This is a genomic window from Enterobacter sp. CC120223-11 (genome assembly GCF_900215375.1).
Classification (GTDB): Bacteria; Pseudomonadota; Gammaproteobacteria; order Enterobacterales; family Enterobacteriaceae; genus Scandinavium.
In genome coordinates, this window is record NZ_OBEF01000016.1 from 96,311 (window position 1) to 122,117 (window position 25,807).

At 56.8% G+C, this 25,807-nt stretch carries 26 protein-coding genes and 1 other RNA gene; 18 read left to right on the forward strand and 9 right to left on the reverse strand.

Annotated elements, in window-relative coordinates; genetic code table 11:
• The first annotated feature begins 86 nt into the window (after positions 1-86).
• The 8 genes from rbfA (at position 87) to mtr (ending at position 8,730) form a co-directional block, all read left to right on the forward strand.
• A complete protein-coding gene (rbfA, locus tag CRO87_RS17535; RefSeq protein WP_097164215.1) occupies positions 87-488 on the forward strand; it encodes a 30S ribosome-binding factor RbfA in 402 nt (133 codons plus the stop codon).
• Entirely contained in the window at positions 488-1,432 is a 945-nt protein-coding gene (gene truB / locus CRO87_RS17540; RefSeq protein ID WP_097164216.1) for a tRNA pseudouridine(55) synthase TruB, read from the forward strand. The genes rbfA and truB overlap by 1 nt, the downstream gene beginning before the upstream one ends.
• Positions 1,433-1,578: 146 nt before the next feature.
• A complete protein-coding gene (gene rpsO / locus CRO87_RS17545) occupies positions 1,579-1,848 on the forward strand; it encodes a 30S ribosomal protein S15 (RefSeq protein ID WP_097164217.1) in 270 nt (89 codons plus the stop codon).
• A gap of 246 nt (positions 1,849-2,094) precedes the next feature.
• A complete protein-coding gene (gene pnp / locus CRO87_RS17550) occupies positions 2,095-4,230 on the forward strand; it encodes a polyribonucleotide nucleotidyltransferase (RefSeq protein WP_097164218.1) in 2,136 nt (711 codons plus the stop codon).
• A 107-nt stretch (positions 4,231-4,337) separates the two neighbouring features.
• Entirely contained in the window at positions 4,338-5,222 is an 885-nt protein-coding gene (gene nlpI / locus CRO87_RS17555; RefSeq protein WP_097164219.1) for a lipoprotein NlpI, read from the forward strand.
• A gap of 106 nt (positions 5,223-5,328) precedes the next feature.
• Entirely contained in the window at positions 5,329-5,406 is a 78-nt protein-coding gene (gene yrbN / locus CRO87_RS22375; RefSeq protein ID WP_099458804.1) for a protein YrbN, read from the forward strand.
• The gene (locus tag CRO87_RS17560; RefSeq protein WP_141398711.1) at positions 5,399-7,333 is read left to right on the forward strand and encodes a DEAD/DEAH family ATP-dependent RNA helicase; all 1,935 of its coding nucleotides are present in this window, start codon (positions 5,399-5,401) and stop codon (positions 7,331-7,333) included. Before yrbN ends, CRO87_RS17560 begins: the two co-directional genes overlap by 8 nt.
• A gap of 152 nt (positions 7,334-7,485) precedes the next feature.
• Entirely contained in the window at positions 7,486-8,730 is a 1,245-nt protein-coding gene (mtr, locus tag CRO87_RS17565) for a tryptophan permease (protein WP_097164221.1), read from the forward strand.
• A gap of 105 nt (positions 8,731-8,835) precedes the next feature.
• On the opposite strand, the gene CRO87_RS17570 is transcribed toward mtr, so the two are convergent.
• The 3 genes from CRO87_RS17570 to CRO87_RS17580 all read right to left on the reverse strand — a co-directional run bounded on the left by CRO87_RS17570 (position 8,836) and on the right by CRO87_RS17580 (position 11,868).
• Positions 8,836-9,843, reverse strand: a complete 1,008-nt coding sequence (locus CRO87_RS17570) for a luciferase-like monooxygenase (RefSeq protein WP_097164222.1) — start codon at positions 9,841-9,843, stop codon at positions 8,836-8,838.
• Between the two features lie 142 nt (positions 9,844-9,985).
• On the reverse strand, positions 9,986-10,864 hold the full coding sequence (locus CRO87_RS17575) for a U32 family peptidase (RefSeq protein WP_097164223.1): 879 nt from the start codon (positions 10,862-10,864) through the stop codon (positions 9,986-9,988).
• An 8-nt stretch (positions 10,865-10,872) separates the two neighbouring features.
• On the reverse strand, positions 10,873-11,868 hold the full coding sequence (locus tag CRO87_RS17580) for a peptidase U32 family protein (protein ID WP_097164224.1): 996 nt from the start codon (positions 11,866-11,868) through the stop codon (positions 10,873-10,875).
• A 217-nt stretch (positions 11,869-12,085) separates the two neighbouring features.
• Here CRO87_RS17580 and CRO87_RS17585 point away from each other — a divergent pair, with 217 nt between their 5' ends.
• Entirely contained in the window at positions 12,086-12,610 is a 525-nt protein-coding gene (locus CRO87_RS17585; RefSeq protein WP_097164225.1) for an SCP2 domain-containing protein, read from the forward strand.
• Positions 12,604-13,107 (forward strand): GNAT family N-acetyltransferase, encoded by a 504-nt coding sequence (locus CRO87_RS17590; protein ID WP_097164226.1) that lies wholly within the window; start codon positions 12,604-12,606, stop codon positions 13,105-13,107. The genes CRO87_RS17585 and CRO87_RS17590 overlap by 7 nt, the downstream gene beginning before the upstream one ends.
• Here the strand turns inward: CRO87_RS17590 and CRO87_RS17595 are convergent.
• Entirely contained in the window at positions 13,094-13,378 is a 285-nt protein-coding gene (locus tag CRO87_RS17595) for a GIY-YIG nuclease family protein (RefSeq protein WP_097164227.1), read from the reverse strand. The two genes, CRO87_RS17590 and CRO87_RS17595, sit on opposite strands and share 14 nt — an antisense overlap.
• A 52-nt stretch (positions 13,379-13,430) precedes the next feature.
• Between CRO87_RS17595 and CRO87_RS17600 the strand changes: the two genes are divergently transcribed.
• From CRO87_RS17600 to CRO87_RS17610, 3 genes are read left to right on the forward strand one after another with little or no spacing between them, the layout of a single operon-like run.
• Complete coding sequence (locus CRO87_RS17600) at positions 13,431-13,859, forward strand: YhbP family protein (protein ID WP_097164228.1); 429 nt, start codon at positions 13,431-13,433, stop codon at positions 13,857-13,859.
• 2 nt (positions 13,860-13,861) lie between these two features.
• On the forward strand, positions 13,862-14,509 hold the full coding sequence (locus tag CRO87_RS17605; RefSeq protein WP_097164229.1) for an NAD(P)H-binding protein: 648 nt from the start codon (positions 13,862-13,864) through the stop codon (positions 14,507-14,509).
• 40 nt (positions 14,510-14,549) lie between these two features.
• On the forward strand, positions 14,550-15,590 hold the full coding sequence (locus CRO87_RS17610; protein ID WP_097164230.1) for a permease: 1,041 nt from the start codon (positions 14,550-14,552) through the stop codon (positions 15,588-15,590).
• 31 nt (positions 15,591-15,621) lie between these two features.
• Here CRO87_RS17610 and dolP read toward each other — a convergent pair whose 3' ends face one another.
• Genes dolP through CRO87_RS17630 form a run of 4 tightly spaced genes read right to left on the reverse strand, consistent with a single transcriptional unit; the run spans position 15,622 to position 19,321 of the window.
• The gene (gene dolP, locus CRO87_RS17615) at positions 15,622-16,197 is read right to left on the reverse strand and encodes a division/outer membrane stress-associated lipid-binding lipoprotein (protein WP_097164231.1); all 576 of its coding nucleotides are present in this window, start codon (positions 16,195-16,197) and stop codon (positions 15,622-15,624) included.
• Between the two features lie 9 nt (positions 16,198-16,206).
• The gene (gene diaA / locus CRO87_RS17620; RefSeq protein ID WP_097164232.1) at positions 16,207-16,797 is read right to left on the reverse strand and encodes a DnaA initiator-associating protein DiaA; all 591 of its coding nucleotides are present in this window, start codon (positions 16,795-16,797) and stop codon (positions 16,207-16,209) included.
• 32 nt (positions 16,798-16,829) lie between these two features.
• Positions 16,830-17,216, reverse strand: a complete 387-nt coding sequence (locus tag CRO87_RS17625; RefSeq protein WP_097164233.1) for a YraN family protein — start codon at positions 17,214-17,216, stop codon at positions 16,830-16,832.
• Entirely contained in the window at positions 17,174-19,321 is a 2,148-nt protein-coding gene (locus tag CRO87_RS17630; protein WP_097164234.1) for a penicillin-binding protein activator, read from the reverse strand. Before CRO87_RS17630 ends, CRO87_RS17625 begins: the two co-directional genes overlap by 43 nt.
• A 62-nt stretch (positions 19,322-19,383) precedes the next feature.
• On the opposite strand from CRO87_RS17630, the gene rsmI reads away from it, so the two are divergent.
• Positions 19,384-20,250, forward strand: coding sequence for a 16S rRNA (cytidine(1402)-2'-O)-methyltransferase (gene rsmI / locus CRO87_RS17635; protein WP_097164235.1), 867 nt, complete (start codon positions 19,384-19,386; stop codon positions 20,248-20,250).
• 94 nt (positions 20,251-20,344) lie between these two features.
• Here the strand turns inward: rsmI and garD are convergent, their stop codons facing one another.
• Positions 20,345-21,916, reverse strand: coding sequence for a galactarate dehydratase (gene garD, locus CRO87_RS17640; RefSeq protein WP_097164236.1), 1,572 nt, complete (start codon positions 21,914-21,916; stop codon positions 20,345-20,347).
• Positions 21,917-22,269: 353 nt separating this feature from the next.
• Here garD and garL point away from each other — a divergent pair, with 353 nt between their 5' ends.
• From garL to rnpB, 4 genes are all read left to right on the forward strand, one after another.
• Positions 22,270-23,040: a 2-dehydro-3-deoxyglucarate aldolase gene (gene garL / locus CRO87_RS17645; protein WP_097164237.1), complete on the forward strand. Its 771-nt coding sequence runs from the start codon at positions 22,270-22,272 to the stop codon at positions 23,038-23,040.
• A 29-nt stretch (positions 23,041-23,069) separates the two neighbouring features.
• A complete protein-coding gene (gene garR / locus CRO87_RS17650; protein ID WP_097164238.1) occupies positions 23,070-23,960 on the forward strand; it encodes a 2-hydroxy-3-oxopropionate reductase in 891 nt (296 codons plus the stop codon).
• Between the two features lie 96 nt (positions 23,961-24,056).
• A complete protein-coding gene (gene garK, locus CRO87_RS17655) occupies positions 24,057-25,202 on the forward strand; it encodes a glycerate 2-kinase (RefSeq protein ID WP_097164239.1) in 1,146 nt (381 codons plus the stop codon).
• Between the two features lie 32 nt (positions 25,203-25,234).
• Positions 25,235-25,613: RNase P RNA component class A (gene rnpB, locus CRO87_RS17660), an RNA gene on the forward strand.
• Positions 25,614-25,807 lie beyond the last annotated feature (194 nt).

The window sequence follows — 25,807 nt, forward strand, 5'->3', positions numbered from 1 at the left end:
CAGATTGTAGGCCGGGTAAGCGAAGCGCCACCCGGCATGAAATTCAAAAGGGGCTGATAGCCCCTTTTTTGTCTGGAGAATTTATTATGGCGAAAGAATTTGGTCGCCCGCAGCGCGTATCTCAGGAGTTGCAAAAAGAAATTGCGATCATCCTGCAGCGCGAAATCAAGGACCCACGTCTGGGCCTGATGACCACCGTGTCCGGTGTGGAAGTCTCTCGTGACCTGGCCTATGCCAAAGTGTTCGTGACTTTCCTGAATGACAAAGATGAAGCCGCGGTGAAAGCAGGCATTCGTGCTTTGCAGGACGCATCGGGCTTTATCCGCACGCTGCTCGGCAAAGCGATGCGTCTGCGTATCGTGCCTGAGCTGACCTTCTTCTACGATAACTCGCTGGTCGAAGGGATGCGCATGTCTAACCTGGTGACTAACGTGGTGCGTCATGACGATGAGCGTCGTGTGAACCCGGACGACAACAAGGAGGACTGATGAGTCGTCCTCGTCGTCGTGGCCGCGACATTCATGGTGTACTCCTGCTGGATAAACCACAGGGCGCATCCAGCAATGATGTGTTGCAGAAGGTCAAGCGTCTCTATAACGCCAACCGCGCGGGGCACACCGGCGCGCTGGACCCTCTGGCGACAGGCATGCTGCCAGTCTGCCTTGGCGAAGCCACTAAGTTTTCCCAGTACCTGCTGGACTCCGATAAGCGTTATCGCGTGATTGCGAAGCTTGGGCAGCGTACCGATACCTCGGATGCTGACGGGCAGGTAGTGGAAGAGCGTCCGTTGACGTTTAGCGCCACTGAGCTGGCGGCGGCGCTGGAAAGCTTCCGCGGCGACACCCTGCAGGTGCCGTCGATGTATTCGGCGCTGAAATATCAGGGTAAGAAGCTCTACGAATATGCTCGTCAGGGCATTGAAGTACCCCGCGAAGCGCGTCCGATTACGGTTTATGAGCTGCTGTTCATTCGCCACGAAGGCGATGAGCTGGAGCTGGAAATTCACTGCTCGAAAGGCACCTATATCCGCACTATTGTTGACGATCTGGGTGAGAAACTGGGCTGCGGCGCGCATGTGATCATGCTGCGTCGTCTGGCGGTCAGCCGCTACCCGGTTGAGCGCATGGTCACGCTGGAGCATCTGCAATCGCTCGTTGCTCAGGCGGAAGCGCAGGATATTCCTGCGGCGCAGCTGTTGGATCCGCTGTTGATGCCAATGGACAGTCCGGCTGCGGACTTCCCGGTGGTCAACCTGCCGCTGACTTCGTCCGTCTTTTTCAAAAACGGCAACCCGGTTCGCTCTGCAAATGTGCAGGTAAGCGGCCTGGTACGCGTCACGGAAGGCGATGAAGGCAAATTTATCGGCATGGGCGAAATTGATGATGAAGGCCGCGTGGCGCCACGTCGCCTGGTGGTTGAGTACTCGGAATAGTCGCCCATCTTGCGATAACATGTCGCTGCGGGTAGAATATTGCCGCTTAACGCCTGAACAAAGGCTTGCCTGCGTGAGCGCGTTAATCCTGGGGTCGCTGAATTAGAGATCGGCACCCTTTTTCCTATTTTATTCTGGAGTTTAAAATGTCTCTAAGCGTTGAAGCTAAAGCAAAAATCGTTTCCGAGTTTGGTCGTGGTTCTAACGACAGCGGTTGTACTGAAGTTCAGGTTGCACTGCTGACTGCTCAGATCAACCACCTGCAGGGTCACTTCTCTGAGCACAAAAAAGATCACCACAGCCGTCGTGGTCTGCTGCGCATGGTTTCCCAGCGTCGTAAACTGCTCGACTACCTGAAACGTAAAGATGTAGCACGCTACACCGCGCTGATCGAGCGTCTGGGTCTGCGTCGCTAATTCTGGCGAGTTTCAGAAAGAGGGGCCTTTATGGCCCCTTTTTTCAACCAGATGGGCAGCAATCAGGCTGAAAGTCATGTATTGTTTGTATTGCTGCGATAAATGATCTTCATGCAGAGTTTCGCGCGGCTAATGAGAGGGTTACCCTGTGTTAGGCCTGTCATTAGTCGCGAGGATGCTAGAGGATCGGTTCTCTGAGCGGTACATCTGTCGATGTGCCCTCATCATATTGAAAGGATAATTATTTTGCTGAATCCGATCGTTCGTAAATTCCAGTACGGCCAGCACACGGTCACTCTGGAAACCGGCATGATGGCTCGTCAGGCGACGGCTGCCGTTATGGTTAGCATGGATGACACCGCGGTATTCGTGACCGTTGTCGGCCAGAAAAAAACCAAACCAGGCCAGGACTTCTTCCCGCTGACCGTTAACTACCAGGAGCGTACTTACGCTGCCGGTAAAATCCCAGGTGGCTTCTTCCGTCGTGAAGGCCGTCCAAGCGAAGGCGAAACCCTGATCGCGCGTCTGATTGACCGCCCGGTTCGCCCGCTGTTCCCGGAAGGCTTCATCAACGAAGTCCAGGTTATCGCGACCGTTGTGTCCGTAAACCCACAGGTTAACCCTGATATCGTGGCAATGATTGGTGCATCCGCTGCGCTGTCCTTGTCCGGTCTGCCATTCAACGGCCCAATTGGCGCCGCTCGTGTTGGCTACATCAATGACCAGTACGTGCTGAACCCGACTCAGGAAGAGCTGAAAACCAGCAAACTGGATCTGGTTGTTGCCGGTACCGAAGCCGCTGTGCTGATGGTTGAATCCGAAGCAGAACTGCTGAGCGAAGACGTGATGCTGGGCGCTGTCGTGTTCGGTCACGAGCAGCAGCAGATTGTTATCCAGCAGATCAACGACCTGGTGAAAGAAGCCGGTAAACCACGTTGGGATTGGCAGCCAGAAGCCGTGAACGAAGCGCTGAACGCACGCGTTTCCGAACTGGCTAAAGCGCGTCTGAGCGATGCTTACCGCATCACCGACAAGCAAGAGCGTTACGCTCAGGTTGATGCTATCAAATCTGAAGTGATCGCGACTCTGGTTGCAGAAGACGAAGCGCTGGACGCAAACGAGCTGAGCGACATCCTGCATGACATCGAGAAAAATGCCGTTCGTAGCCGCGTCCTGGCTGGCGAACCGCGTATCGATGGTCGTGAAAAAGACATGATCCGTGGTCTGGACGTGCGCACTGGCGTACTGCCACGTACTCACGGCTCCGCGCTGTTCACCCGTGGCGAAACTCAGGCGCTGGTAACAGCAACTCTGGGTACTGCACGCGACGCACAGAACATCGACGAACTGATGGGCGAGCGCACTGACAGCTTCCTGTTCCACTACAACTTCCCTCCGTATTCCGTGGGCGAAACCGGTATGGTTGGCTCACCGAAGCGTCGTGAAATTGGTCACGGTCGTCTGGCGAAGCGCGGCGTGCTGGCAGTGATGCCAACAACTGACGAATTCCCGTACACCGTACGTGTGGTTTCTGAAATCACCGAATCTAACGGTTCTTCTTCTATGGCTTCCGTCTGTGGTGCTTCCCTGGCACTGATGGATGCAGGCGTACCGGTGAAATCTGCAGTTGCAGGTATCGCGATGGGCCTGGTGAAAGAAGGCGACAACTTCGTCGTTCTGTCTGACATCCTCGGCGATGAAGATCACCTGGGCGATATGGACTTCAAAGTAGCGGGTTCCCGCGAAGGTATCTCTGCGCTGCAGATGGATATCAAGATTGAAGGTATCACCAAGGAGATCATGCAGGTTGCTCTGAACCAGGCTAAAGGTGCGCGTCTGCACATCCTGGGCGTGATGGAACAGGCAATCAACGCACCGCGTGGCGATATCTCCGAATTCGCACCGCGCATTCACACCATCAAGATCAGCCCGGACAAGATCAAAGACGTGATCGGTAAAGGCGGTTCTGTTATCCGTGCGCTGACCGAAGAAACCGGCACCACCATCGAAATCGAAGATGACGGTACCGTGAAGATCGCAGCAACCGACGGCGACAAAGCAGCATACGCAATTCGTCGTATCGAAGAGATCACCGCTGAAATCGAAGTGGGCCGTATCTACAACGGTAAAGTCACCCGTATCGTCGACTTCGGTGCATTCGTGGCTATCGGTGGCGGTAAAGAAGGTCTGGTTCATATTTCTCAGATCGCCGATAAGCGCGTTGAGAAAGTGACCGACTATCTGCAGATGGGCCAGGAAGTGCCGGTAAAAGTTCTGGAAGTTGATCGCCAGGGCCGCGTACGTCTGAGCATCAAAGAAGCGACTGAGCAGACTCAGCCTGCGGCCGCGCCGGAAGCTCCGGCAGCGGAACAGGGCGAGTAAGGTTGCTGTTAGCCCTCCGCAATTGCGGAGGGCGTATCCCGGGCAGGACGCTTGTTGAGCACCGGGGAACAGGACGTTCATCCAATTGTTGTCTTCGGGAGTGGGAAATGAAGCCTTTTTTGCGCTGGTGTCTCGTTGCGACAGCACTCACGCTGGCAGGATGCAGCAACTCTGCATGGCGTAAGAGTGAGGTCCTGGCGGTACCACTGCAACCGACTTTACAGCAGGAAGTGATTCTGGCCCGTATGGAACAGATTCTTGCCAGTCGGGCTTTAACCGATGATGAACGCGCACAGCTTTTATATGAGCGCGGAGTGTTGTATGATAGTCTCGGTTTGAGGGCATTAGCGCGTAACGATTTTTCGCAAGCGTTAGCCATCAGACCCGATATGCCTGAAGTATTCAATTACTTAGGCATTTATTTAACGCAGGCAGGCAATTTTGATGCTGCCTATGAAGCGTTTGATTCTGTACTTGAGCTTGATCCAACTTACAATTACGCATACTTAAATCGTGGCATCGCGCTGTATTACGGCGGCCGCGCTAAGTTAGCGCAAGATGATCTGCTGGCGTTTTATCAAGACGATCCCAATGATCCTTTCCGTAGTCTGTGGCTTTACATCGTTGAGCAGAAGCTCGATGAGAAGCAGGCTGTCGTAGCACTCAAGCAGCGCTATGAAAAATCGGACAAAGAGCAATGGGGATGGAACATTGTCGAGTTCTACCTCGGTAACATTAGCGAAGCAACGCTGATGGACAGACTGAAGGCAGACGCAACGGATAACACCTCGCTCGCTGAGCATCTCAGTGAAACAAACTTCTATTTAGGTAAGTACTACCTAAGTCTGGGGGACAAGGACAGCGCTGCGGCACTGTTCAAACTGGCGGTTGCTAACAACGTTCATAACTTTGTTGAGCACCGATACGCATTGTTGGAATTAGCGCTCTTGGGCCAGGAGCAAGACGACCTGGCAGAATCGGACCAGCAATAGCTGACGAACAACTCAGCCCATAATCTTTTTTGATTGCCATCATCTTCACGGGTGAGGGCTTTATTGTTCGTTAATTCACCAAATTTGAGCCGGTTCACACTTTTCAATGAAAATTGCAGATCAATTTCACGATGAGTTACGTAGACTGGCCGCCATCAATGAGGCACATGTACTACATGACTGATATCATCGAAACTACTTTTTCTGATCTGGGGCTGAACGCCTCCATTCTTACCGCTCTGAACGACCTGGGCTACGAAAAACCATCACCAATCCAGGCAGAGTGTATTCCACATTTGCTGAATGGCCGTGACGTTCTGGGTATGGCCCAGACCGGTAGCGGAAAAACCGCAGCGTTCTCTCTTCCGCTGCTGAACAATCTCGATCCTGAGCTGAAAGCACCACAGATTCTGGTGCTGGCACCGACCCGCGAACTGGCGGTACAGGTTGCAGAAGCCATGACCGATTTCTCCAAACATATGCGCGGCGTAAACGTGGTTGCCCTTTACGGCGGCCAGCGTTATGACGTGCAGTTACGCGCCCTGCGTCAGGGGCCACAGATCGTCGTCGGTACTCCGGGTCGTCTGCTGGATCACCTGAAACGCGGCACCCTGGATCTCTCTAAGCTGAGCGGTCTGGTACTGGATGAAGCTGACGAAATGCTGCGCATGGGCTTCATCGAAGACGTAGAAACCATTATGGCGGAGATCCCTGACGGTCATCAGACCGCGCTGTTCTCCGCAACCATGCCGGAAGCTATCCGTCGCATCACCCGTCGCTTTATGAAAGAGCCGCAGGAAGTGCGCATTCAGTCCAGCGTCACCACCCGTCCTGACATCAGCCAGAGCTACTGGACCGTCTGGGGCATGCGTAAGAACGAAGCGCTGGTGCGTTTCCTGGAAGCAGAAGATTTTGATGCGGCGATCATCTTCGTTCGTACCAAAAACGCGACCCTGGAAGTGGCTGAAGCGCTGGAGCGCAGCGGTTACAACAGCGCCGCGCTGAACGGTGACATGAACCAGTCCCTGCGTGAGCAGACTCTGGATCGCCTGAAAGACGGTCGTCTGGATATCCTGATCGCGACCGACGTTGCGGCCCGTGGCCTGGACGTTGAGCGTATCAGCCTGGTCGTTAACTACGATATCCCAATGGATACCGAGTCTTACGTTCACCGTATCGGTCGTACCGGTCGTGCGGGTCGTGCTGGCCGCGCGCTGCTGTTCGTTGAGAACCGTGAGCGTCGTCTGCTGCGCAACATCGAGCGTCTGATGAAGCTGACCATTCCAGAAGTCGAACTGCCAAACGCAGAACTGCTGGGCAAACGTCGTCTGGAAAAATTCGCGGCAAAAGTACAGCAGCAGCTGGAAAGCAGCGATCTGGATCAGTACCGCAACCTGCTGACCAAAATGCAGCCGGAAGGTATGGAAGGCGAACTGGATATGGAAACTCTGGCCGCAGCACTGCTGAAAATGGCTCAGGGCGAACGTACCCTGATCGTTCCACCAGATGCGCCAATGCGTCCTAAGCGTGAATTCCGCGAGCGTGACGATCGTTTCGAACGTCGTGGCGACCGCAATGACCGTAATGACCGTGGCCCGCGTGGCGACCGTCCTGAGCGTGGTGGTGAAGATCGTCCACGTCGCGAACGTCGTGACGTTGGTGATATGCAGCTGTACCGCATTGAAGTGGGTCGCGATGATGGTGTTGAAGTGCGTCACATTGTTGGTGCTATTGCCAACGAAGGCGACATCAGCAGCCGTTACATCGGTAACATCAAGCTGTTCGGTACTCACTCTACTATCGAACTGCCGAAAGGCATGCCGGGCGAAGTACTGCAGCACTTCACGCGTACCCGCATTCTGAACAAGCCGATGAACATGCAGCTGCTGGGCGATGCACAGCCGCACAGCGGTGGCGAGCGTCGTGGCGGTAACGGCGGCGGTCGTGGTTTCGGCGGTGAGCGTCGTGAAGGCGGTCGCGGTGAAGGTCGTCGCTTCAGCGGTGAACGTCGTGAAGGCGGTGCAGGCCGTTTCAGCGGTGAGCGTCGCGAAGGCGGTCGTGGCCCACGTCGTGATGATGCGCCAGTGCGTCGTCGTCCGACCGAAGCCTAATTGCCCGATAAAAAACTACGTTTAGCGCCGTAAACTAAACGATACAGCCCCGGTATTCGCTATCGGGGCTTTTTTTATTTCAATCGTACTCGTGTACTGGTACAGTGCTTCGCGTTAACTGATTACATCGATTTTTCTGGAGAGCAGGCGTCATGGCGACACTAACCACCACAGCCACCCGACCGTCATTAATTGGCGGCGTAGTGATCATCGGCGGCACCATTATTGGCGCGGGCATGTTTTCTTTGCCTGTGGTCATGTCAGGGGCGTGGTTCTTCTGGTCGCTGGCGGCGCTGGTGTTCACCTGGTTCTGCATGCTGCATTCTGGGCTGATGATCCTTGAGGCTAACCTTAACTACCGCATTGGTTCGAGCTTCGACACCATCACCAAAGATCTGCTCGGCAAACGCTGGAACCTGATTAACGGCCTGTCGATCGCCTTTGTGCTCTACATTCTGACCTACGCCTATATCTCGGCGAGCGGGTCGATTCTGCATCACACGTTCAGCGAAATGTCCCTGAATGTCCCGCCGCGCCTGGCCGGTTTTGGCTTTGCTTTACTGGTGGCCTTTGTCGTGTGGCTCAGCACCAAAGCGGTCAGCCGCATGACGGCTATCGTGCTTGGCGCGAAGGTGATCACTTTCTTCCTGACGTTTGGCAGCCTGCTGGGGCATGTGGAAGCGCCCACGCTGTTTAACGTTGCGCAGCAGAACACCTCCTATTTGCCTTACCTGCTAATGACGCTGCCGTTCTGCCTGGCCTCCTTCGGCTATCATGGCAACGTACCGAGCCTGATGAAGTATTACGGCAAAGATCCGCAGACGATTGTGAAATGCCTGAGTTACGGCACGCTGCTGGCGCTGGGGCTGTACGTTGTCTGGCTGCTGGGGACGATGGGCAATATTCCACGCCCTGAATTTATCGGCATCGCGCAGAAGGGCGGCAATATTGATGTGCTGGTACAGGCGCTGAGCGGCGTGCTGAACAGCCGCAGTCTGGATCTGCTGCTCGTCGTATTCTCAAACTTCGCGGTGGCGAGTTCTTTCCTCGGCGTGACCCTTGGCCTGTTCGACTACCTGGCCGATCTGTTCAAGTTTGATGATTCCGGGATGGGGCGCTTCAAAACGGCGCTGCTGACCTTCGCTCCCCCGGTGATTGGCGGCCTGCTGTATCCGAACGGGTTCCTGTACGCGATTGGTTATGCAGGCCTGGCGGCAACCATCTGGGCGGCAATCGTTCCGGCGCTGCTGGCGCGTAAATCCCGCAAGCGCTTTGGCAGCCCGCTGTTCCGGGTCTGGGGTGGCAAACCGATGATTGCGCTGATCCTGGTGTTTGGTATCGGCAACGCGCTGGTGCATTTCCTGTCGAGCTTTAATTTGCTGCCGGTTTACCAATAGCGGCAGGCCTTATCCCCCTCTCCCTCTCCCAAGGGAGAGGGAGAAAATCAGGCACATCCAGTTCCCTCTCCCTGTGGGAGAGGGTTAGGGAGAGGGGAAATGAAATTATCCCAACAGCTCCTCTTTCACCTGCATCGCCAAATCAAACGAATGCAAACGCGCCTGATGGTCGAAAATCTGCCCGTTAACCATGATTTCGTCCGCCTGCGTTTCACGCAGTACAGACTCCAGCCCATGACGCACCTTCGCTTTATCGCCCACCAGTGACATGCCTAACGCTTTATCGACGCCATATTTTTCAGACGGTGACCAGAAGTGGTCCATGTTCTGAATCGGCGGCGGCAGCTGCGAGGTTTCACCGCGGCGTAAATTGGTGAACGCCTGCTGCATTGAGGTGAACAGGAATTCCGCATCGCGATTGCTGTCGGCGGCGATGATATTGATGCACACCATCGCATAAGGTTTTGCCAGACGCTCAGAAGGCTTGAACTGCGTGCGGTACAGGTGTAGCGCCTGGAACAGCATATCGGGCGCGAAGTGCGAGGCGAACGCAAACGGCAGGCCAAGCTGGGCGGCAAGCTGCGCGCTGTAGAGGCTCGAACCTAACAGCCAGACAGGAATTTTTTCACCATAGCCCGGTACCGGGCGCACCTGCGGGTGCGGATCGCGGGCATCAAACCAGTCCACCAGTTCCGCCACATCGCGCGGGAAGTTATCGACATCACCGCCCATATGGCGACGAAGGGCACGCATGGTCGGCTGATCGCTGCCGGGCGCGCGGCCTAACCCCAAATCGATGCGGCCAGGATAGAGCGTATTCAGCGTGCCGAACTGTTCGGCAATCACCAGTGGGGAGTGGTTCGGCAGCATCACACCGCCGGAGCCCAGGTGCAGCGTCGTGGTGTTAGCGGCCAGATAGCCAATCAGCACGGACGTCGCGGCGCTGGCGATGCCGGTCATATTGTGGTGTTCGGCCAGCCAGTAGCGATGATAGCCACGCTTCTCAGCGAGGCGGGCAAGATCGAGCGAATGGGAAAAGGCTTCTTTCGCGGAAAAACCCTGAGGGATCGGCGCCAGATCGAGCACCGAAAACGCAATTTTTTTGTCAGTCATAACGGCTCACTTTGCTACAGCATGGTCATCAGATTGAAGGTCTTCTTCCAGCCTGGCGCAGGATAACCGCGCCAGCCAGAAAAGCTGCATCTTTCATACTGCATGACAAACTGATAACTGCTGTTAACAAAGTGAGCTATTTTTAGGCCTGTAATTCCAGCCCGGCCAGGCGTTTCCAGTAGCCGTTACAGTCGCTGTGTGCGGCGAGCGACAGCGGCGCGGCACCGTTTTCATTGGCACGGAAGGCGTCGATCATCGCGAACGTGTCCGTCCCCAGCGGTGAGAGACGCACCATATCCACCAGGCCCTGCATCGACTTCAGCTCATTACCGAGGTTATAAACATAGCCGCTCATGGTCTGAATGCCGTTGAGCACGAACACCTGCTGATCCTCCTGCGAAAGCATGTCGCGCCCGTTCGGGTATTTGATGCAGCAGGTTTCACACTCGTCCTTCGGCTTGTCTTCTGAACGCGCGGTGAAGCAGCGGGCAGAATAGGCGAGCGGCAGATGGCCGTAGCTCAGCACTTCCACTTCGAACTTATCGCGAATACCTAACGCTTCACACTGCTGAAGCAGATTCACCAGCCAGTCGCGGGAGAGCTCCACCGGCATGCACCAGCGCATCATGCCTTGCTTTTGCAGCAGACGCAGCGTCACCGCGTTGTAGCAGTTCAGCGCGTGTCCGGCGACGAACGGCAGCTTGCGCTCAGCGCACAGATTCACCACGCCGAGATCGCTTGCTTCCAGCAGGAAATCACCGTTATCGACATAGCGTTTCAATTCGTTGAGTTCGGACGAAGCCTGCACCAGCGCCAGCGTTGAAATCACGACCTGCTTGCCGCTGTCCGCCAGCGATTTCGCCATCTCCAGCCAGTCGCCCACTTTGGTGGCGCGGCGCTTGCTGCATACGGCTTCGCCGAGGTAGATCGTGTCGGCGCTGCTCTGCGCTGCCTGCTGGTAAAAATCTTCCAGCGTCTCTTTTGACCAGTAGTAAAGCACGGGCCCTAATGAATATTTCATCGTCTTCCTTACTGCCACTTGCGGTGGTAGGCGCCAAGCGTGGTCTGAGTGCCTTCGGACATCGCGCCGAGCGTCTCCATCCAGGCTGACTGCGGCACGAAGTTTTGCGGATCCGCCATGCAGCGGTCGATGGCCTGACGCCACACTTTCGCCACCTGGCTGACGTACGCCGGGCTGCGCTGGCGGCCTTCAATTTTCACCGAAGCGATATTGGCGGCGAGCAGGTCCGGCAGCAGCTCCAGGGTATTCAGGCTGGTGGGTTCTTCCAGTGCGTGATAGCGCTCGCCGTCCACCAGGTAGCGGCCTTTGCACAGCGTCGGATAGCCTGCGTTCTCGCCATCCTGATAGCGGTCAATCAGTACGTCATTCAGGCGGGACTCCAGCCCCTGAGGCGTTTGCTGCCAGCGAACATACTTCGCCGGGGAGCAAGCGCCCACGGTATTCGGCGACTCCCCCGTTAAATAGGAGGAGAGATAGCAGCGCCCTTCAGCCATAATGCACAGGCTGCCGAAGGCAAAAACTTCCAGCGGAACTGGCGTGGTACGCGCGAGTTGCTTAACCTGATGAATAGAAAGTACGCGCGGCAGCACAACGCGAGCGACGTCAAAGTTGCGATGGTAGAAGCGAACGGCTTCTTCATTGGTGGCAGAAGCCTGAACGGAGACGTGACGTTCAATGTGCGGATAGCGCTCGGCGGCGTACTCGAGCATCGCGATATCGGCGAGGATCAGCGCATCGGCACCGAGCTGCGCGGCCATATCCACCGCGCGCTGCCAGCGGGCGTAACCGTCCGGATGGGCGAAGGTATTAATCGCAATGTGCAGCTTGCGACGGTGCTGATGCACAAAGTTGACTGCTTCCTGCAGTTTTTTTTCGGTAAAGTTCAGACCGGCAAAATGGCGGGCGTTGGTGTCATCTTTCAGGCCGATATACACCGCATCGGCACCGTTTTCGATGGCCGCCTTAAGCGCCGGGAGGTTTCCGGCAGGACAGAGCAGCTCCATAATGTTTCCTGAAAGCAGCGGCACACGGGGCCGCGATTGTTAACGAACGGGGATTTTAGTTAACCCCTCGTCGACAATATTTGATTTGAGGCAGTTAAAAGCGCATTGAGGGTTCCAATAATGCGTTATGCCGCTGACAGAATTGTTGATTTACGCCGCTATGTTGTCTGGCGGATGTGGCAAAATAAACGGACTATTGCATTGAGGGAGTAAGCACGTGTTGGATAAACTGCGTTCACGCCTGGTACAGATGGGCCCGACTCTGATGAGCGTTCCGGTAAAAGTCACACCGTTCGCGTTAAAGCGTCAGGTCCTGGAACAGGTGCTAAGCTGGCAGTTCCGCCAGGCGCTGGCGGATGGCGAACTGGATTTTCTGGAAGGCCGCTGGTTGAGCATTGACGTGCGCGACATTGGCCTGCGCTGGTTCACCTCCGTTGAGAACGATCGCCTGGTCGTCAGCCACAGCGCAGAGGCCGACGTGAGCTTCAGCGCCGACGCCAGCGATTTGCTGATGATTGCGGCCCGTAAGCAGGATCCGGACACGCTCTTTTTCCAGCGCCGCCTGGTTATTGAAGGCGACACGGAGCTTGGGCTGCACGTCAAAAACCTGATGGACGCCATTGAGCTTGAGCAGATGCCGAAGGCGCTGCGTATCATGCTGATGCAACTGGCGGACTTTGTTGAGGCAGGATTACAGAATCCGCCACAAACCAGACACACATCGGTAGGTGAGCCATGCTGATTCGAGTGGAAATTGGGATCGACGCGCCGGGGATTGATGCCCTGCTGCGCCGTGAATTTGAAGGCGACGGTGAAGCGGATCTGGTGCATTCCCTGAGGGAAGATGGCCTGATTACGCTGGGCCTGGTGGCCACGGATGACCAAGGTCAGGTTGTGGGCTACGTGGCCTTCAGCCCGGTCAGCGTTGAAGGTGAAGAACTCCAGTGGGTTGGCATGGCACCGCTGGCTGTGGCGAAGGAGTACCAGGGGCAGGGCATTGGTCGTCAGCTGGTGTTCGAAGGGCTCGATTCGCTCAACGAGTTTGGCTATGCCGCCGTTGTGACGCTGGGCGACCCGGCGCTGTACGGTAAACTCGGCTTTGAACCGGCGGCGCGCTTTGATTTACGCTGCCGCTGGCCGGGTACCGAAGCCGCATTCCAGGTGCGCCCTTTGGCCGACGATGCGCTGAACGGCGTGCACGGCCTGGTTGAATACTGCGACCACTTCAATCGTTTTTAAGCTCTGAAAGCAGCGCCTCAAACAGCTCATCCTCGAGGACGAGGCGCTCTTTCTGGCGCTTCGTCAGCTGCTTAATCTGATATTCCACACGCAGTGCCAGAGAGCGATCGCCCACTTCCCGGGCAAAGGCCAGCCGAAGCTCACCCTTTCCCCGCAGCGCCTTCGCGCCTTTGCCCGACTGATGCTCCGCAAAGCGGCGTTCAACGTCGGTCGTGATGCCCGTATAGAGTCGGTTATCCGCACTGCGAATCAAATAGACAAACCAGCACACGTTTTGGCTCCTGTGTTAAGGTGAGCGCACCATAGCACGCGGGAGAGCAAAAATGGAGTCACTGGCAACCATCAGCCGATGGCTGGAAAAACAGCACGTTGTCAGTTGGAGCGTGGCAAAGGAGGGCGAGCTGTGGGCCGCCAGCGCCTTTTATCTCTACGACCGTGAAGCCGTCGCCTTCTACCTGCTCAGTGAAGAAACTACCCGCCATGCGCAAATGAGTGGCCCCCGCGCCGCCGTTGCCGGGACCGTCAACGGCCAGCCTAAAAGCGTGGCGCTAATCCGCGGCGTGCAGTTTCGCGGCGAAATTCGTCTTCTGGAAGGCGAGGAAAGCAATGCCGCCCGCGAACGCTATCTCCGCCGCTTCCCCATTGCCCGAATGATGCCCGCCCCGGTCTGGGAAATCCGCATTGATGAACTGAAGTTCACCGACAATACTCTGGGTTTCGGCAAAAAATTCCACTGGTTACGGCAGGCATAGCGATGGCAAATGTACTGATCACGGGCGCGACAGGATTGGTTGGTGGGCACTTACTTAGAATGATGGTGCAGGAGCCGCGCATCACCCGCATCACCGCAGCAACGCGGCGTCCCTTACCCGATAAGTTTGTTGATGTGATAAACCCCCACGACCCGCAGCTGACCGATGCGCTGGCTCAGGTGGAGGCGCCGGTTGATATTGTATTTTGCTGTCTCGGCACCACGCGCCGCGAAGCGGGCAGCAAAGAGGCTTTTATTCATGCCGACTACACGCTGGTGGTGGACACGGCGCTGACAGGGCAACGTCTTGGCGCACAGCACATGCTGGTGGTCAGCGCGATCGGAGCGAATGCTCACTCACCTTTTCTCTACAATCGCGTAAAAGGCGAAATGGAAGAGGCGCTGATCGCCCAGAACTGGCCGCTGCTGACGATTGCGCGTCCCTCTATGCTGGTGGGCGATCGCGACAAGCGCCGTCTGAACGAATCCCTGCTGGCTCCTGTCTTCTCACTGTTGCCTGGAAACTGGAAATCCATTGAGGCGCGCGACGTTGCGCGGGCAATGTTGAATGAGGCGATGGCTCCCGCCAAACCCGGCGTCAACGTTATAACCTCAGCAAAATTACGTGAAATAGCGGCAGGTCAGGCGTAATATTCCGCCCCACAATAATTTTCCTTTTCCGGAGTCAGGTATGGCTGGTCAGTCTTCCTCTCAGGCGGCATCCCCCTTCGCGTGGTGGAAGCCGGTCCTGTTTTTCCTCATCGTTATCATCGGTCTTTGGTACGTGAAATGGCAGCCCTATTACGGCAAAGCCTTCACCGCCGCCGACACTCACAGCATCGGTAAATCCATTCTCGCGCAGGCGGCGGAAAATCCGTGGCGAGCCGCGCTGGATTACGCCATGGTCTATTTTCTCGCCGTGTGGAAGGCTGCCGTGCTGGGCGTACTGCTTGGCTCGCTGATTCAGGTGCTTATTCCACGCGACTGGCTGCTGCGAACGTTAGGCCAGCCGCGCTTTCGCGGCACGCTGCTGGGCACGCTGTTTTCATTGCCTGGCATGATGTGTACCTGCTGTGCGGCCCCGGTTGCCGCGGGAATGCGTCGTCAGCAAGTGTCGATGGGCGGTGCGCTGGCATTCTGGCTGGGCAATCCGCTGCTCAACCCGGCCACGCTGGTATTTATGGGCTTTGTGCTGGGCTGGCAGTTTACCCTAATCCGTCTGGTTGCTGGTTTAGCTACGGTGCTGGTTGTCGCCACGCTGGTGCAGAGATGGGTAAAAGAGCCCACCGTTGCGGAGTCTGTGTTACCTGAAATGTCGCCAGAAGCTGACGCCACGCCGTTTTTGATGCGCTGGGGAAAAGCGCTGTGGACGCTGTTCTGGAATACGATCCCGGTTTATATCCTGGCCGTGCTGGTGCTCGGTGCTGCGCGCGTATGGCTGTTCCCGCACGCTGACGGCGCAGTGGGTAACACTTTGTTCTGGGTTATCGCGATGGCGGTGGCCGGCTGTCTGTTCGTCATTCCGACGGCGGCAGAGATTCCCATCGTCCAGACCATGATGCTCGCCGGAATGGGCACGGCACCCGGGCTTGCGTTACTCATCACCCTGCCAGCGCTCAGCCTGCCGTCTCTTATCATGTTGCGTAAAGCGTTTCCGGCCAAAGCGCTTTGGCTCGCGGCAGGCCTGGTGGCATTCAGTGGTGTAATAACGGGTGGGATTGCGCTGCTGTAACAAAAAGCCCGGCAATTGCCGGGCTTCGTTATTATTTGAGGATGGTAAAGGCGGTGGTGACGTGCTTCACTCCGCTGACGCGGCTGGCGATATCCGCCGCGGCTTTCCCTTCGCGCTCGGTCAGGCTGCCCATCAGAAACACTTCTCCGTTTTCCGTCGTCACCTTCACGGCGGAAGATTTCACCTGATCGCTGCCCAGCAGCTGAGAGCGAACTTTGGTGGTAATCCAGGTATCCGAAGAGGCGGTCCCGAGCCCAATCGGCTGGCCCTGACGGATTTCGTTAAACACTTCGCTCGTGCCTTCGACGCCCATCGCAATCTGCTTGGCCTGAGCCGCGAGATCGGTTGAAGGAGCCTGGCCGGTCAGCAGAACTTTGCCCTGCCATGCCATCACGTTGACGCGCGCTTCTTTCTTCAGCTGTTCATCTTTGTTCAGGGCGCTGTTCACGCGTAGTTCGAGGGTGCTGTCATCCACCTGGGTGCCCACGGTGCGGGGATCGGTGGCCGCTTTCGTACCGACCGCGGCGGTGCCAACCACTGCCGCAGCCACGCATCCCTGAAGCAGCAGCGCGGAAATAAGGACCGCGAGGGGCGAAAATGCCTTCATGAGTACTCCTTAATCGTCCTGGTGTGGGAAAAGGGTGTTATCAATCAGATCGCATAAACAGTTTACCGTCAGCATGTGCATCTCCTGGATGCGTGCGCCACGGTGTGAAGGAATGCGGATTTCCACATCCTGCGGGCCGAGCAGGCCTGCCAGCTCCCCACCGTCGTAGCCGGTGAGCGCCACTATGGTCATATCACGCGTCACGGCGGCTTCCACGGCTTTCACGATGTCGCGACTGTTGCCTTTGGTGGAAATTGCCAGCAGGACATCACCGGCATGGCCGAGCGCACGTACCTGTTTGGCATAGACTTCATCGTGAAGACGGTCGTTTGCAATCGCCGTTAAGACCACATTATCGGTATTAAGTGCAATCGCAGGTAAACCAGGGCGTTCTGTCTCAAAACGGTTAATCATGCAGGCAGCAAAATGCTGTGCGTTGGCGGCGGAGGAGCCATTGCCACAACAGAGGATTTTGTTGCCGTTAAGCAGGGACTGCACCAGCGTCATCGAGGCCCGGGAAATAGCGTCCGGAAGCGCTTCTGCTGCTGCGATTTGGGTCTGAATGCTTTCCGTAAAGCAGGCTTTAATTCTGTCGAGCACGATTTCCCTTACATTCTTAAGTGACAGTGACGCTATTCGCCAAAGGCGTTTTTCAACCATTCGATCTGACTGCCGGTGAAGGCTACCACATCGAACCGGCAATCCGTAGTCTCAAAGCTCCCATTGTGGCGAGCAAGCCACAAGCGGGCGGTTTGTAATAATTTCGTTTGTTTGCTGCGTGTCACACTGGCGGCCGCGCCGCCGTAGCGTGCAGAGGCACGGTAACGCACTTCAACAAACACCGTTACCGCTCCGTCTTTCATAATCAGGTCAATTTCACCGCCGCGAGAACGCTCATTCGCGGCGATAAAGCGCAGTCCTTTGCTTTGCAGAAAGCGGCGCGCCTGCTGTTCCCAGGCGTCACCGGTTTTCTTATTTAGTTTGCCGGAACCATCTGTCCCTGCTGGTATTTGAGCCATGACAACTTCCTGTTGATCACACAATCCTGGTCAGCGGTCAGATCGCCGGTATTGCCGTTGACTTCAAATCCAGGCACCTGGCGCATCTGTGAGAAATGATTCGCCAGCGTCCAGGCATCTGCGCCCATCGCGTACAGACGCGCCAGCGAGTAGTCGTTACGCACGGCACTCAGCGCCTGCTGCATCAGCGCCGGGTTGCTACCTGCCAGCATAGGGATTTCACTGAACTGCAGGCCATCCATCTCCAGGCGGAAATCCGGGCCTGCTGTGCCCTGCGCACTGCGTGAGCTGGCGTAAAGGGTTGCGCCGCTCTGGCTACCATTACGCATCGCAATCATCGGCTTGATGTAGGCAATTTCTTCTGGCGTGGCGACAATATACACCGCATCCACTTTGCCGCCGCTGGTGATCTGCGCATCGCTCGGTGGCGCCGGGATAGTCAGGCCGCCGATGGTGACGCTCTGCTGTTGAGGCAGGCTGGCGCTGATTGGGCTGCCGGTCAGGGCGATACCGCCGCCGCCGTTCACGTTGCCGCGCAGCTCATTGGCTGAACCGAATTTCTGCTGCAGGGCCACGCCGCCGCCTATTTTCTGCCATTCCTGAGCAAACGCGTTCGCCACGCGATCGCCGAAGGCGCTGCGAGGGATCAGCACCAGCGGAGCCTGTTTACCCTGATCGTGAATATGACGCGCCGCATCGCGGGCTTCATCTTCCGGTGAAAGCGCGAAGTAGCAGACGTTCGCCTTGTTCTGCACGCTTTCCGGCTGGTTCAGCGCCAGCACGTTCAGGCTGGTATTGCTCTTCGCCAGCGATTCCACGTCCGGCTTCAGCAGCGGGCCAACCACCAGGGAAACGCCATCCTGCTGAGCCTGATTCAGAATCTGATCCAGAGGGGCTGAGGTGGTGTCGTAGACTTTCAGCTCTGAGGACGGTGCGGCTGGCGCTGTGGCCACGGCAGGTTGTGCCGTGGGTTGTGGAGTCGGTGCCGCATCAGCGTTTGCTGCAGGTTGTTCAGCAGGTGTCGGGCTGACAGGTTGCTGCACAGGCGCTTGTTGAGGCGCGGCGACCGGTGCGGCAGACGTTGGCGCCTGAACCGGGTTTGCCTGGGTGCCGACCGCTTGCTGGCCGCTGGTCAAATCCGTCACTTCAGCCTGAGAAGGGCTAACGACGGTGTTATCCGCCACGTTAGCGGCCTGGGCCGTTTGTTCCGGCACGGCGGCACCGCTCACGGAGCCCACGGTACCGTTTTTCGCTGCTTCAAAACCCTGCTGAATGGTGCGGCCGAAGACTGCTGCCTGGCCATTCAGCGGCAGCAGAAGGGCGATTTTGGTGGTGGAAGCAGGTTTGAAGTTCTGTACGTTAACCAGCTGAGTTGGCAGCATTTTCGCGCCAGGGTTTTGCGGATAGCGGGTTTTCCAGTCCTGAATGCCCGCCTTCATCATGTCCGGATCGTTACGGTTGTCGAACCAGACGCGCTGAAGATCCAGCCAGCCCTGAAGCACGTTTTCATCGGCGTTGATCACCAGCGCATTGGCCTGATCTTTGGTCATCATTGATAACGCCTGCCAGGTAGCATCAATGTTTTTCTGCTTATCCTGCGGTGAAGTCAGCAGTGGCTCCTGGGCAATCAGCGCCCGCAGCAGCGGCAGAGAAGGCTGGCCCTGCTGCGAAACAATCACGTCCTGCCAGTAGCGGGCTTGCTGTGGGTTTTCGAGGGTGTCGACATCGATTTTTGCTAACAGCGCCTGTGCGCCGGCAAAGTCTTTCTGGGAGAGCTTAATTTCTGCCCCGAGCAGCGCCTGCTCGCGGGTCTGTGCTTTATCCAGGTTCTGCGGCAGCTGACCGTAGAGCTCCAGCGCCTGCTGGCTCTTGCCCTCTTTCAGCAGTGCACGAATGGCGAGTAATTGCCAGTTGGTCTTGCTATCATCTGAACTTTGCTGCATCTGCTGCAGGTAGTAGCCGGAATCGGCCTGGGCGCTACCTTCAAGGTGCGCGGTGCTCTGGTCAGCGCTTTGCTGGGTGCCACAGCCGGCGAAAAGCAATGCCGCCAGCATGACAGGCAGGCAGCGCGCGGCTTTAGAACGAAGAAATGTTGACGGTACCATACGTATCCAGTGATATTTTTTAGCTCAATGCTCAATATTAAATCGGCAATACGGACTAAACAATGAAACAACGCGAAACAGCGGACAATTCTCAGGGCAAACTCTACATTGTGCCCACGCCAATCGGTAATCTTGGCGACATCACCCAACGTGCGCTGGACGTGTTGCAGGCTGTTGATCTTATTGCCGCAGAAGACACCCGACATACCGGTTTACTGTTGCAACATTTTGCGATTAACGCCCGTTTATTTGCGCTGCACGACCACAACGAGCAGCAAAAAGCAGAAACACTTCTGGCGAAGCTCAAAGAGGGGCAAAACATCGCCCTGGTCTCTGATGCCGGAACGCCGCTGATTAACGATCCGGGCTACCATCTGGTGCGCACCTGTCGCGAATCCGGAATTCGCGTGGTGCCTCTGCCGGGCCCCTGTGCCGCCATTGCGGCAATGAGCGCCGCCGGGCTGCCTTCCGATAAATTCTGCTATGAAGGTTTTCTGCCCGCCAAATCCAAAGGCCGTCGCGACGCGCTGCGAGCGCTGGAGAACGAGCCGCGTACGATGATTTTCTACGAGTCCACGCATCGTCTGCTGGAAAGCCTCGAAGACATCACGGCGGTACTCGGCGAATCCCGCTACGTGGTGCTGGCTCGTGAGCTGACCAAAACCTGGGAAACCATCACCGGCGCGCCGGTTGGCGAACTGCTGGCCTGGGTAAAAGAAGACGAAAACCGTCGTAAAGGCGAAATGGTGCTGATTATCGAAGGGTTCAAAGTGCAAAGTGACGACGCACTGCCCGCCGAAGCCCTGCGCACCCTGGCGCTGCTGCAGACCGAATTACCGCTGAAAAAAGCCGCCGCGCTCGCCGCTGAAATCCACGGTGTGAAGAAAAACGCGCTGTATAAGCACGCGCTGGAGCAGCAAGGGGAGTGAGGCTATTTTCTTCCGACAGAGCGTGACGGAAGAAATGTCGGAAGAATCGGCCCGCAACCTCCGGGCCGTCCTGTTTACTTCACTGGCCCTTACATCAGGTCACCGGGGCCGGGTTGAACACTGCCAGCTGGTTGTGCAGCCCCCACTGGTCGGAAAATGTCTTTTTACGCCCGCTCGCCACGTCCAAAATAAAGTGGAAAAGCCGCCAGCCAACGTCCTCAATGGTTTCTTCCCCGGTGGCAATCGTCCCGGCATTAATGTCCATTAAGTCATACCAGCGGTTGGCCAATTCGGTGCGCGTTGCCATCTTGATGACCGGCACAGCCATCAGGCCGTAAGGCGTGCCGCGCCCGGTGGTAAATACCTGTACGGTGATCCCGGAAGCCACCTGCTGCGTGCCGCAGACGAAATCACTGGCAGGCGTGGCGGCGTAAATCAGGCCGCGCTTCGTTGGACGCTGCCCCGGAGAGAGCACTTCGACAATCGCGCTTTGCCCTGATTTGGCAATCGATCCCAGCGCTTTCTCCACCACGTTCGCCAGCCCGCCCTTTTTATTGCCGGGGGAAGGGTTGGCGCTGCGGTCCGTTTTGCCCATATCGAGATAGTTATCGTACCAGGCCATTTCTTCGAGCAGGCGCTTGCCGACTTCTTCGTTCATAGCGCGCGGCGTCAGCAGGTGAATGGCGTCGCGGACTTCGGTCACTTCCGAGAACATAACCGTGGCACCACAGCGGACTAATAAATCCGAGGCATAGCCGACCGCAGGGTTGGCGGTGACGCCGGAAAAGGCATCGCTGCCGCCGCACTGCATCCCGACCACCAGTTCCGACGCCGGGCAGGTCTCACGCTGACGCTGGTTAAGTTTCGCCAGATGGCGTTCGGCCACCTGCAAAATATCGTCGACCATTGAGCGGAAGCCGACGTGCTGCTCATCCTGCAAACGCACGACGCTGGCGCTGTCCACCGGGATCGCCTGCACATCCTCAGAGCCTTGCAGCAGGCGCTCCGGCTGTAGTTTTTCGCAGCCGAGCCCGACCACCATCACTTCACCGCCAAAGTTCGGATTCAGGGCAATATTATGAATGGTGCGGATCGGTACGATGGCGGCAGGCGCGTTGATCGCCACGCCGCAGCCATAAAGATGATTGAGGCCGACCACACCGTCGACGTTCGGATATTTCGGCAGCAAATCACGCTCGATGATTTTCACCACATAGTCCACCACGCCCGCCACGCAGTGCACGCTGGTGGAAATGCCCAGCAGATTTTTCGTGCCGACGCTGCCGTCCGCATTGCGGTAACCTTCGAAGGTATAGCCTACCAGCGCGGGCAATGGCTCCGGCACTCGCGTGGCTAGCGGCAGGGTTTCCAGCGGTGGCGCTTCCGGCAGCGAGACGGTGGATTCGTCAATCCAGCTGCCTTTGGGGATATCCCGCACCGCATAACCAATCACTTCTCCGTAGCGCACAATTTCACCGTGGCGTGCAATGGCTTCCAGCGCCACCTTATGGCCCTGTGGAATGTGCTCAATGAGCGTCAGGCCGTCTGCAAAGCGGGTGCCCGCCTTCAGCCCATTATCGTTAACAATAATGGCGACGTTATCAGCATCATGCACTTTGATATAAATTGCCTTCGGTGACGTGTCACGGATTTCGATATCAGCCATTGTTCCGTTTTCTCCAGTATTAAAAGAGGCAAGCGAAAAAAGAAAAATAAAGAGCCGCCAATATGCCGGGGGAATGCGCGTGAAAATGTGATCGTTATCACTCAATAAAATGCCCGAAATCCCACCGGGCCAGCAATGTTGCGTTCTGTGCAGCAGAGCGTATCGGAGTGTGCGGATGCACATAATGGTGAAAAAAACACGCGTCGATATTGTTGAGTTGCACAATGCAGACCCCGGCAGGGCTGTTTATACTGAGCAGGATTTTATTTCAGAGCCTGCCCGTCAGGCTGAAGATAAATAAGAAGGGCGTGCGGTTCATTGACTGACGAATAAAATAACCAAAGGCAGAAATCATGACGAACGGAATATTCCCCAACACCTTCAAGGCTGCGCTGGCGGCACATCAGATTCAGATTGGCTGCTGGTCAGCGCTGGCGAACCCCATCAGTACCGAGGTTCTGGGCCTGGCAGGTTTCGACTGGCTGGTGCTGGACGGTGAGCACGCCCCCAACGATATCTCCACTTTCATTCCGCAGCTGATGGCGCTGAAGGGCAGCTCAAGCGCCCCGGTGGTACGAGTGCCGACCAACGAGCCTGTGATTATTAAGCGCCTGTTGGATATCGGTTTCTATAACTTCCTGATCCCGTTTGTAGAAACAGAAGAAGAAGCCGTTCGTGCCGTGGCCTCTACGCGTTATCCGCCTGAAGGGATCCGCGGCGTGTCGGTTTCGCACCGCGCCAATATGTTTGGCACCGTGCCGGACTACTTCGCCCAGTCGAACAAAAATATCTCCATTCTGGTGCAGATCGAAAGCCAGACCGGCGTGGACAACGTCGATGCCATCGCGGCTACTGACGGCGTGGACGGCATTTTTGTCGGCCCGAGCGATCTGGCGGCAGCCCTCGGCCACCTCGGCAACGCCTCTCACCCCGAGGTACAGAAATGCATACAGCACATCTTTGCGCGGGCCAAAGCCCACGGCAAACCGAGTGGCATTCTGGCTCCCGTTGAAGCAGATGCCCGCCGCTATCTGGAATGGGGTGCGACCTTTGTTGCCGTCGGCAGCGATCTCGGCGTATTCCGCACCGCAACGCAAAAACTGGCTGACGTCTTTAAAAAATAATCACCACCGTAATTGAGAAGGAACAGAAGATGACGATGAAAGTGGGCTTTATTGGCCTGGGAATCATGGGCAAACCAATGAGTAAAAACCTGCTGAAGGCGGGATACTCGCTGGTGGTGTCGGACCGCAATCCTGAAGCGGTGGCGGAAGTGATTGCCGCAGGTGCTGAGGCGGCCAGCACGGCCAAAGATATTGCCGAACAGTGCGATGTCATCATTACCATGCTGCCAAACTCGCCGCACGTGAAGGAAGTGGCGCTTGGCGAAAACGGCATTATCGAAGGCGCGAAGCCGGGCACGGTTTTGATTGATATGAGTTCAATCGCACCGCTGGCGAGCCGAGAAATCAGCGAAGCGCTGGCGGTCAAAGGCGTATCAATGCTGGATGCGCCGGTCAGCGGCGGCGAGCCGAAAGCTATCGACGGAACGCTTTCCGTGATGGTGGGCGGTGATAAGGCCCTCTTCGATCGTTACTACGATTTGCTGAAATCCATGGCGGGTTCCGTCGTGCATACAGGTGAGATCGGAGCCGGCAACGTAACCAAGCTTGCTAACCAGGTCATTGTGGCGCTGAACATTGCGGCGATGTCGGAAGCCCTGACCCTGGCAACCAAAGCGGGCGTGAACCCGGATCTTGTGTATCAGGCGATTCGTGGCGGCCTGGCGGGCAGCACCGTACTGGATGCCAAAGCACCAATGGTGATGGACCGCAACTTCAAGCCGGGCTTCCGTATCGATCTGCACATCAAGGACCTGGCGAACGCACTCGATACCTCTCACGGCGTAGGGGCGCAGTTGCCGCTGACCGCCGCGGTGATGGAAATGATGCAGGCGCTGCGCGCCGACGGGCTGGGAACCGCCGATCACAGCGCACTGGCCTGCTATTACGAAAAACTGGCGAAGGTGGAAGTCACTCGCTAACAACGTTGTGCCCGGTGGCGCTACGCTTGCCGGGCCTACACTGTAGGTCGGATGAGTGAAACGCCATCCGGCGTTGTGCAGTAACAGGCTACCACTATGAAAATCGTAATCGCTCCTGACTCTTATAAAGAAAGCCTCTCTGCATCTGATGTGGCAAAAGCGATAGAAAAGGGATTTCGACAAATTTTTCCCGATGCGCAGTATGTCAACGTTCCGGTCGCTGACGGCGGGGAAGGCACCGTAGAAGCGATGATTGCCGCCACGCAAGGGGTGGCGAAAACAGCCCGCGTCACCGGCCCGCTTGGCAACAGGGTTGATGCGGTCTGGGGGCTTTCCGGTGACGGTGCGACGGCCTTCATCGAAATGGCTGCGGCAAGCGGCCTGGCGCTGGTGCCTCATGCCGAGCGCAATCCGCTGCTGACGACCTCCAGAGGTACCGGTGAGCTGATTTTGCAGGCGCTGGATCAGGGGGCGAAAAATATCATTATCGGCATCGGCGGTAGCGCGACCAACGACGGTGGCGCTGGCATGGTGCAGGCGTTGGGGGTCCGTCTGATGGACGCCAACGGCAAAGAGATTGCACCCGGCGGCGCGGGGCTGATAAGCCTTAACAACATAGATGTTTCAGGGTTAGACCCGCGTCTGTCGGCCTGTCAACTGCGGGTCGCCTGCGACGTCACCAATCCGTTAACCGGTGAGCTTGGCGCATCAAGAGTGTTCGGGCCGCAGAAAGGCGCGACGGAAGAGATGATCGTCGAACTGGACAGATATCTTACCCATTATGCCGCTATCATCAAAAAATCACTGCATATCGACGTGCTTGAGGTGCCGGGCTCCGGTGCCGCGGGCGGCATGGGGGCGGCATTAATGGCGTTCCTGGGGGCGGAGCTGGGCAGTGGCATAGAGATAGTTACCCAGGCGCTGAATCTCGAAGAACAAATCCATGACTGCACGCTGGTGATTACGGGTGAAGGCCGAATCGACAGCCAGAGCATTCATGGCAAAGTCCCGGTGGGCGTGGCGAAGGTTGCCAAAAAGTATCATAAACCGGTTATTGGTATCGCTGGCAGTCTTACGGCAGACGTTGGCGTGGTGCATCAGCACGGTATCGATGCGGTGTTTAGCGTACTGACGCAGATAGGAACGCTCGAAGATGCATTTCGCGGTGCGCACGACAATATCGTCCGGGCCTCGCGCAATGTTGCCGCCACGCTGCGAGTGGGGATGATGCTCGAAGGGTGACAAAGCTGCACTAACCCTCTATACTGCGCGCCGAAGCTGACCAGACAGTCGCCGCTTCGTCGTCGTCCTCTTTCGGGGGGAGACGGGCGAAGGGGAGGAAAGTCCGGGCTCCATAGGGCAGGGTGCCAGGTAACGCCTGGGGGGGAAACCCACGACCAGTGCAACAGAGAGCAAACCGCCGATGGCCCGCGTAAGCGGGATCAGGTAAGGGTGAAAGGGTGCGGTAAGAGCGCACCGCGCGGCTGGTAACAGTCCGTGGCACGGTAAACTCCACCCGGAGCAAGGCCAAATAGGGGTTCACATGGTACGGCCCGTACTGAACCCGGGTAGGCTGCTTGAGCCAGTGAGCGATTGCTGGCCTAGATGAATGACTGTCCACGACAGAACCCGGCTTATCGGTCAGCTTCAACTTCTCATAAAAACCTCGCTCCGGCGGGGTTTTTGCTTTTGGAGCCAGCAAATTACAGCTCAGGGATGAATGACTGTCCACGACGCAATACCAAAAAGAAAGCGGCTTATCGGTCAGCTTCACTACTTAAAGACGCCCCACGCTATGAAAATAGTGCGGGGCGTTTTGCTATCTGGAACAGGATGGGACCGGAAAG

Excerpts from the sequence above, each read along its gene's own strand:
- rbfA (WP_097164215.1), top strand. The coding sequence starts at position 87 with ATGGCGAAAGAATTTGGTCGCCCGCAGCGCGTATCTCAGGAGTTGCAA.
- truB (WP_097164216.1), top strand. The coding sequence starts at position 488 with ATGAGTCGTCCTCGTCGTCGTGGCCGCGACATTCATGGTGTACTCCTG.
- rpsO (WP_097164217.1), top strand. The coding sequence starts at position 1,579 with ATGTCTCTAAGCGTTGAAGCTAAAGCAAAAATCGTTTCCGAGTTTGGT.
- nlpI (WP_097164219.1), top strand. The coding sequence starts at position 4,338 with ATGAAGCCTTTTTTGCGCTGGTGTCTCGTTGCGACAGCACTCACGCTG.
- yrbN (WP_099458804.1), top strand. The coding sequence starts at position 5,329 with ATGAAAATTGCAGATCAATTTCACGATGAGTTACGTAGACTGGCCGCC.
- CRO87_RS17560 (WP_141398711.1), top strand. The coding sequence starts at position 5,399 with ATGACTGATATCATCGAAACTACTTTTTCTGATCTGGGGCTGAACGCC.
- mtr (WP_097164221.1), top strand. The coding sequence starts at position 7,486 with ATGGCGACACTAACCACCACAGCCACCCGACCGTCATTAATTGGCGGC.
- CRO87_RS17570 (WP_097164222.1), bottom strand. The coding sequence starts at position 9,843 with ATGACTGACAAAAAAATTGCGTTTTCGGTGCTCGATCTGGCGCCGATC.
- CRO87_RS17575 (WP_097164223.1), bottom strand. The coding sequence starts at position 10,864 with ATGAAATATTCATTAGGGCCCGTGCTTTACTACTGGTCAAAAGAGACG.
- CRO87_RS17580 (WP_097164224.1), bottom strand. The coding sequence starts at position 11,868 with ATGGAGCTGCTCTGTCCTGCCGGAAACCTCCCGGCGCTTAAGGCGGCC.
- CRO87_RS17590 (WP_097164226.1), top strand. The coding sequence starts at position 12,604 with ATGCTGATTCGAGTGGAAATTGGGATCGACGCGCCGGGGATTGATGCC.
- CRO87_RS17600 (WP_097164228.1), top strand. The coding sequence starts at position 13,431 with ATGGAGTCACTGGCAACCATCAGCCGATGGCTGGAAAAACAGCACGTT.
- CRO87_RS17605 (WP_097164229.1), top strand. The coding sequence starts at position 13,862 with ATGGCAAATGTACTGATCACGGGCGCGACAGGATTGGTTGGTGGGCAC.
- CRO87_RS17610 (WP_097164230.1), top strand. The coding sequence starts at position 14,550 with ATGGCTGGTCAGTCTTCCTCTCAGGCGGCATCCCCCTTCGCGTGGTGG.
- dolP (WP_097164231.1), bottom strand. The coding sequence starts at position 16,197 with ATGAAGGCATTTTCGCCCCTCGCGGTCCTTATTTCCGCGCTGCTGCTT.
- CRO87_RS17625 (WP_097164233.1), bottom strand. The coding sequence starts at position 17,216 with ATGGCTCAAATACCAGCAGGGACAGATGGTTCCGGCAAACTAAATAAG.
- CRO87_RS17630 (WP_097164234.1), bottom strand. The coding sequence starts at position 19,321 with ATGGTACCGTCAACATTTCTTCGTTCTAAAGCCGCGCGCTGCCTGCCT.
- rsmI (WP_097164235.1), top strand. The coding sequence starts at position 19,384 with ATGAAACAACGCGAAACAGCGGACAATTCTCAGGGCAAACTCTACATT.
- garD (WP_097164236.1), bottom strand. The coding sequence starts at position 21,916 with ATGGCTGATATCGAAATCCGTGACACGTCACCGAAGGCAATTTATATC.
- garL (WP_097164237.1), top strand. The coding sequence starts at position 22,270 with ATGACGAACGGAATATTCCCCAACACCTTCAAGGCTGCGCTGGCGGCA.
- garR (WP_097164238.1), top strand. The coding sequence starts at position 23,070 with ATGACGATGAAAGTGGGCTTTATTGGCCTGGGAATCATGGGCAAACCA.
- garK (WP_097164239.1), top strand. The coding sequence starts at position 24,057 with ATGAAAATCGTAATCGCTCCTGACTCTTATAAAGAAAGCCTCTCTGCA.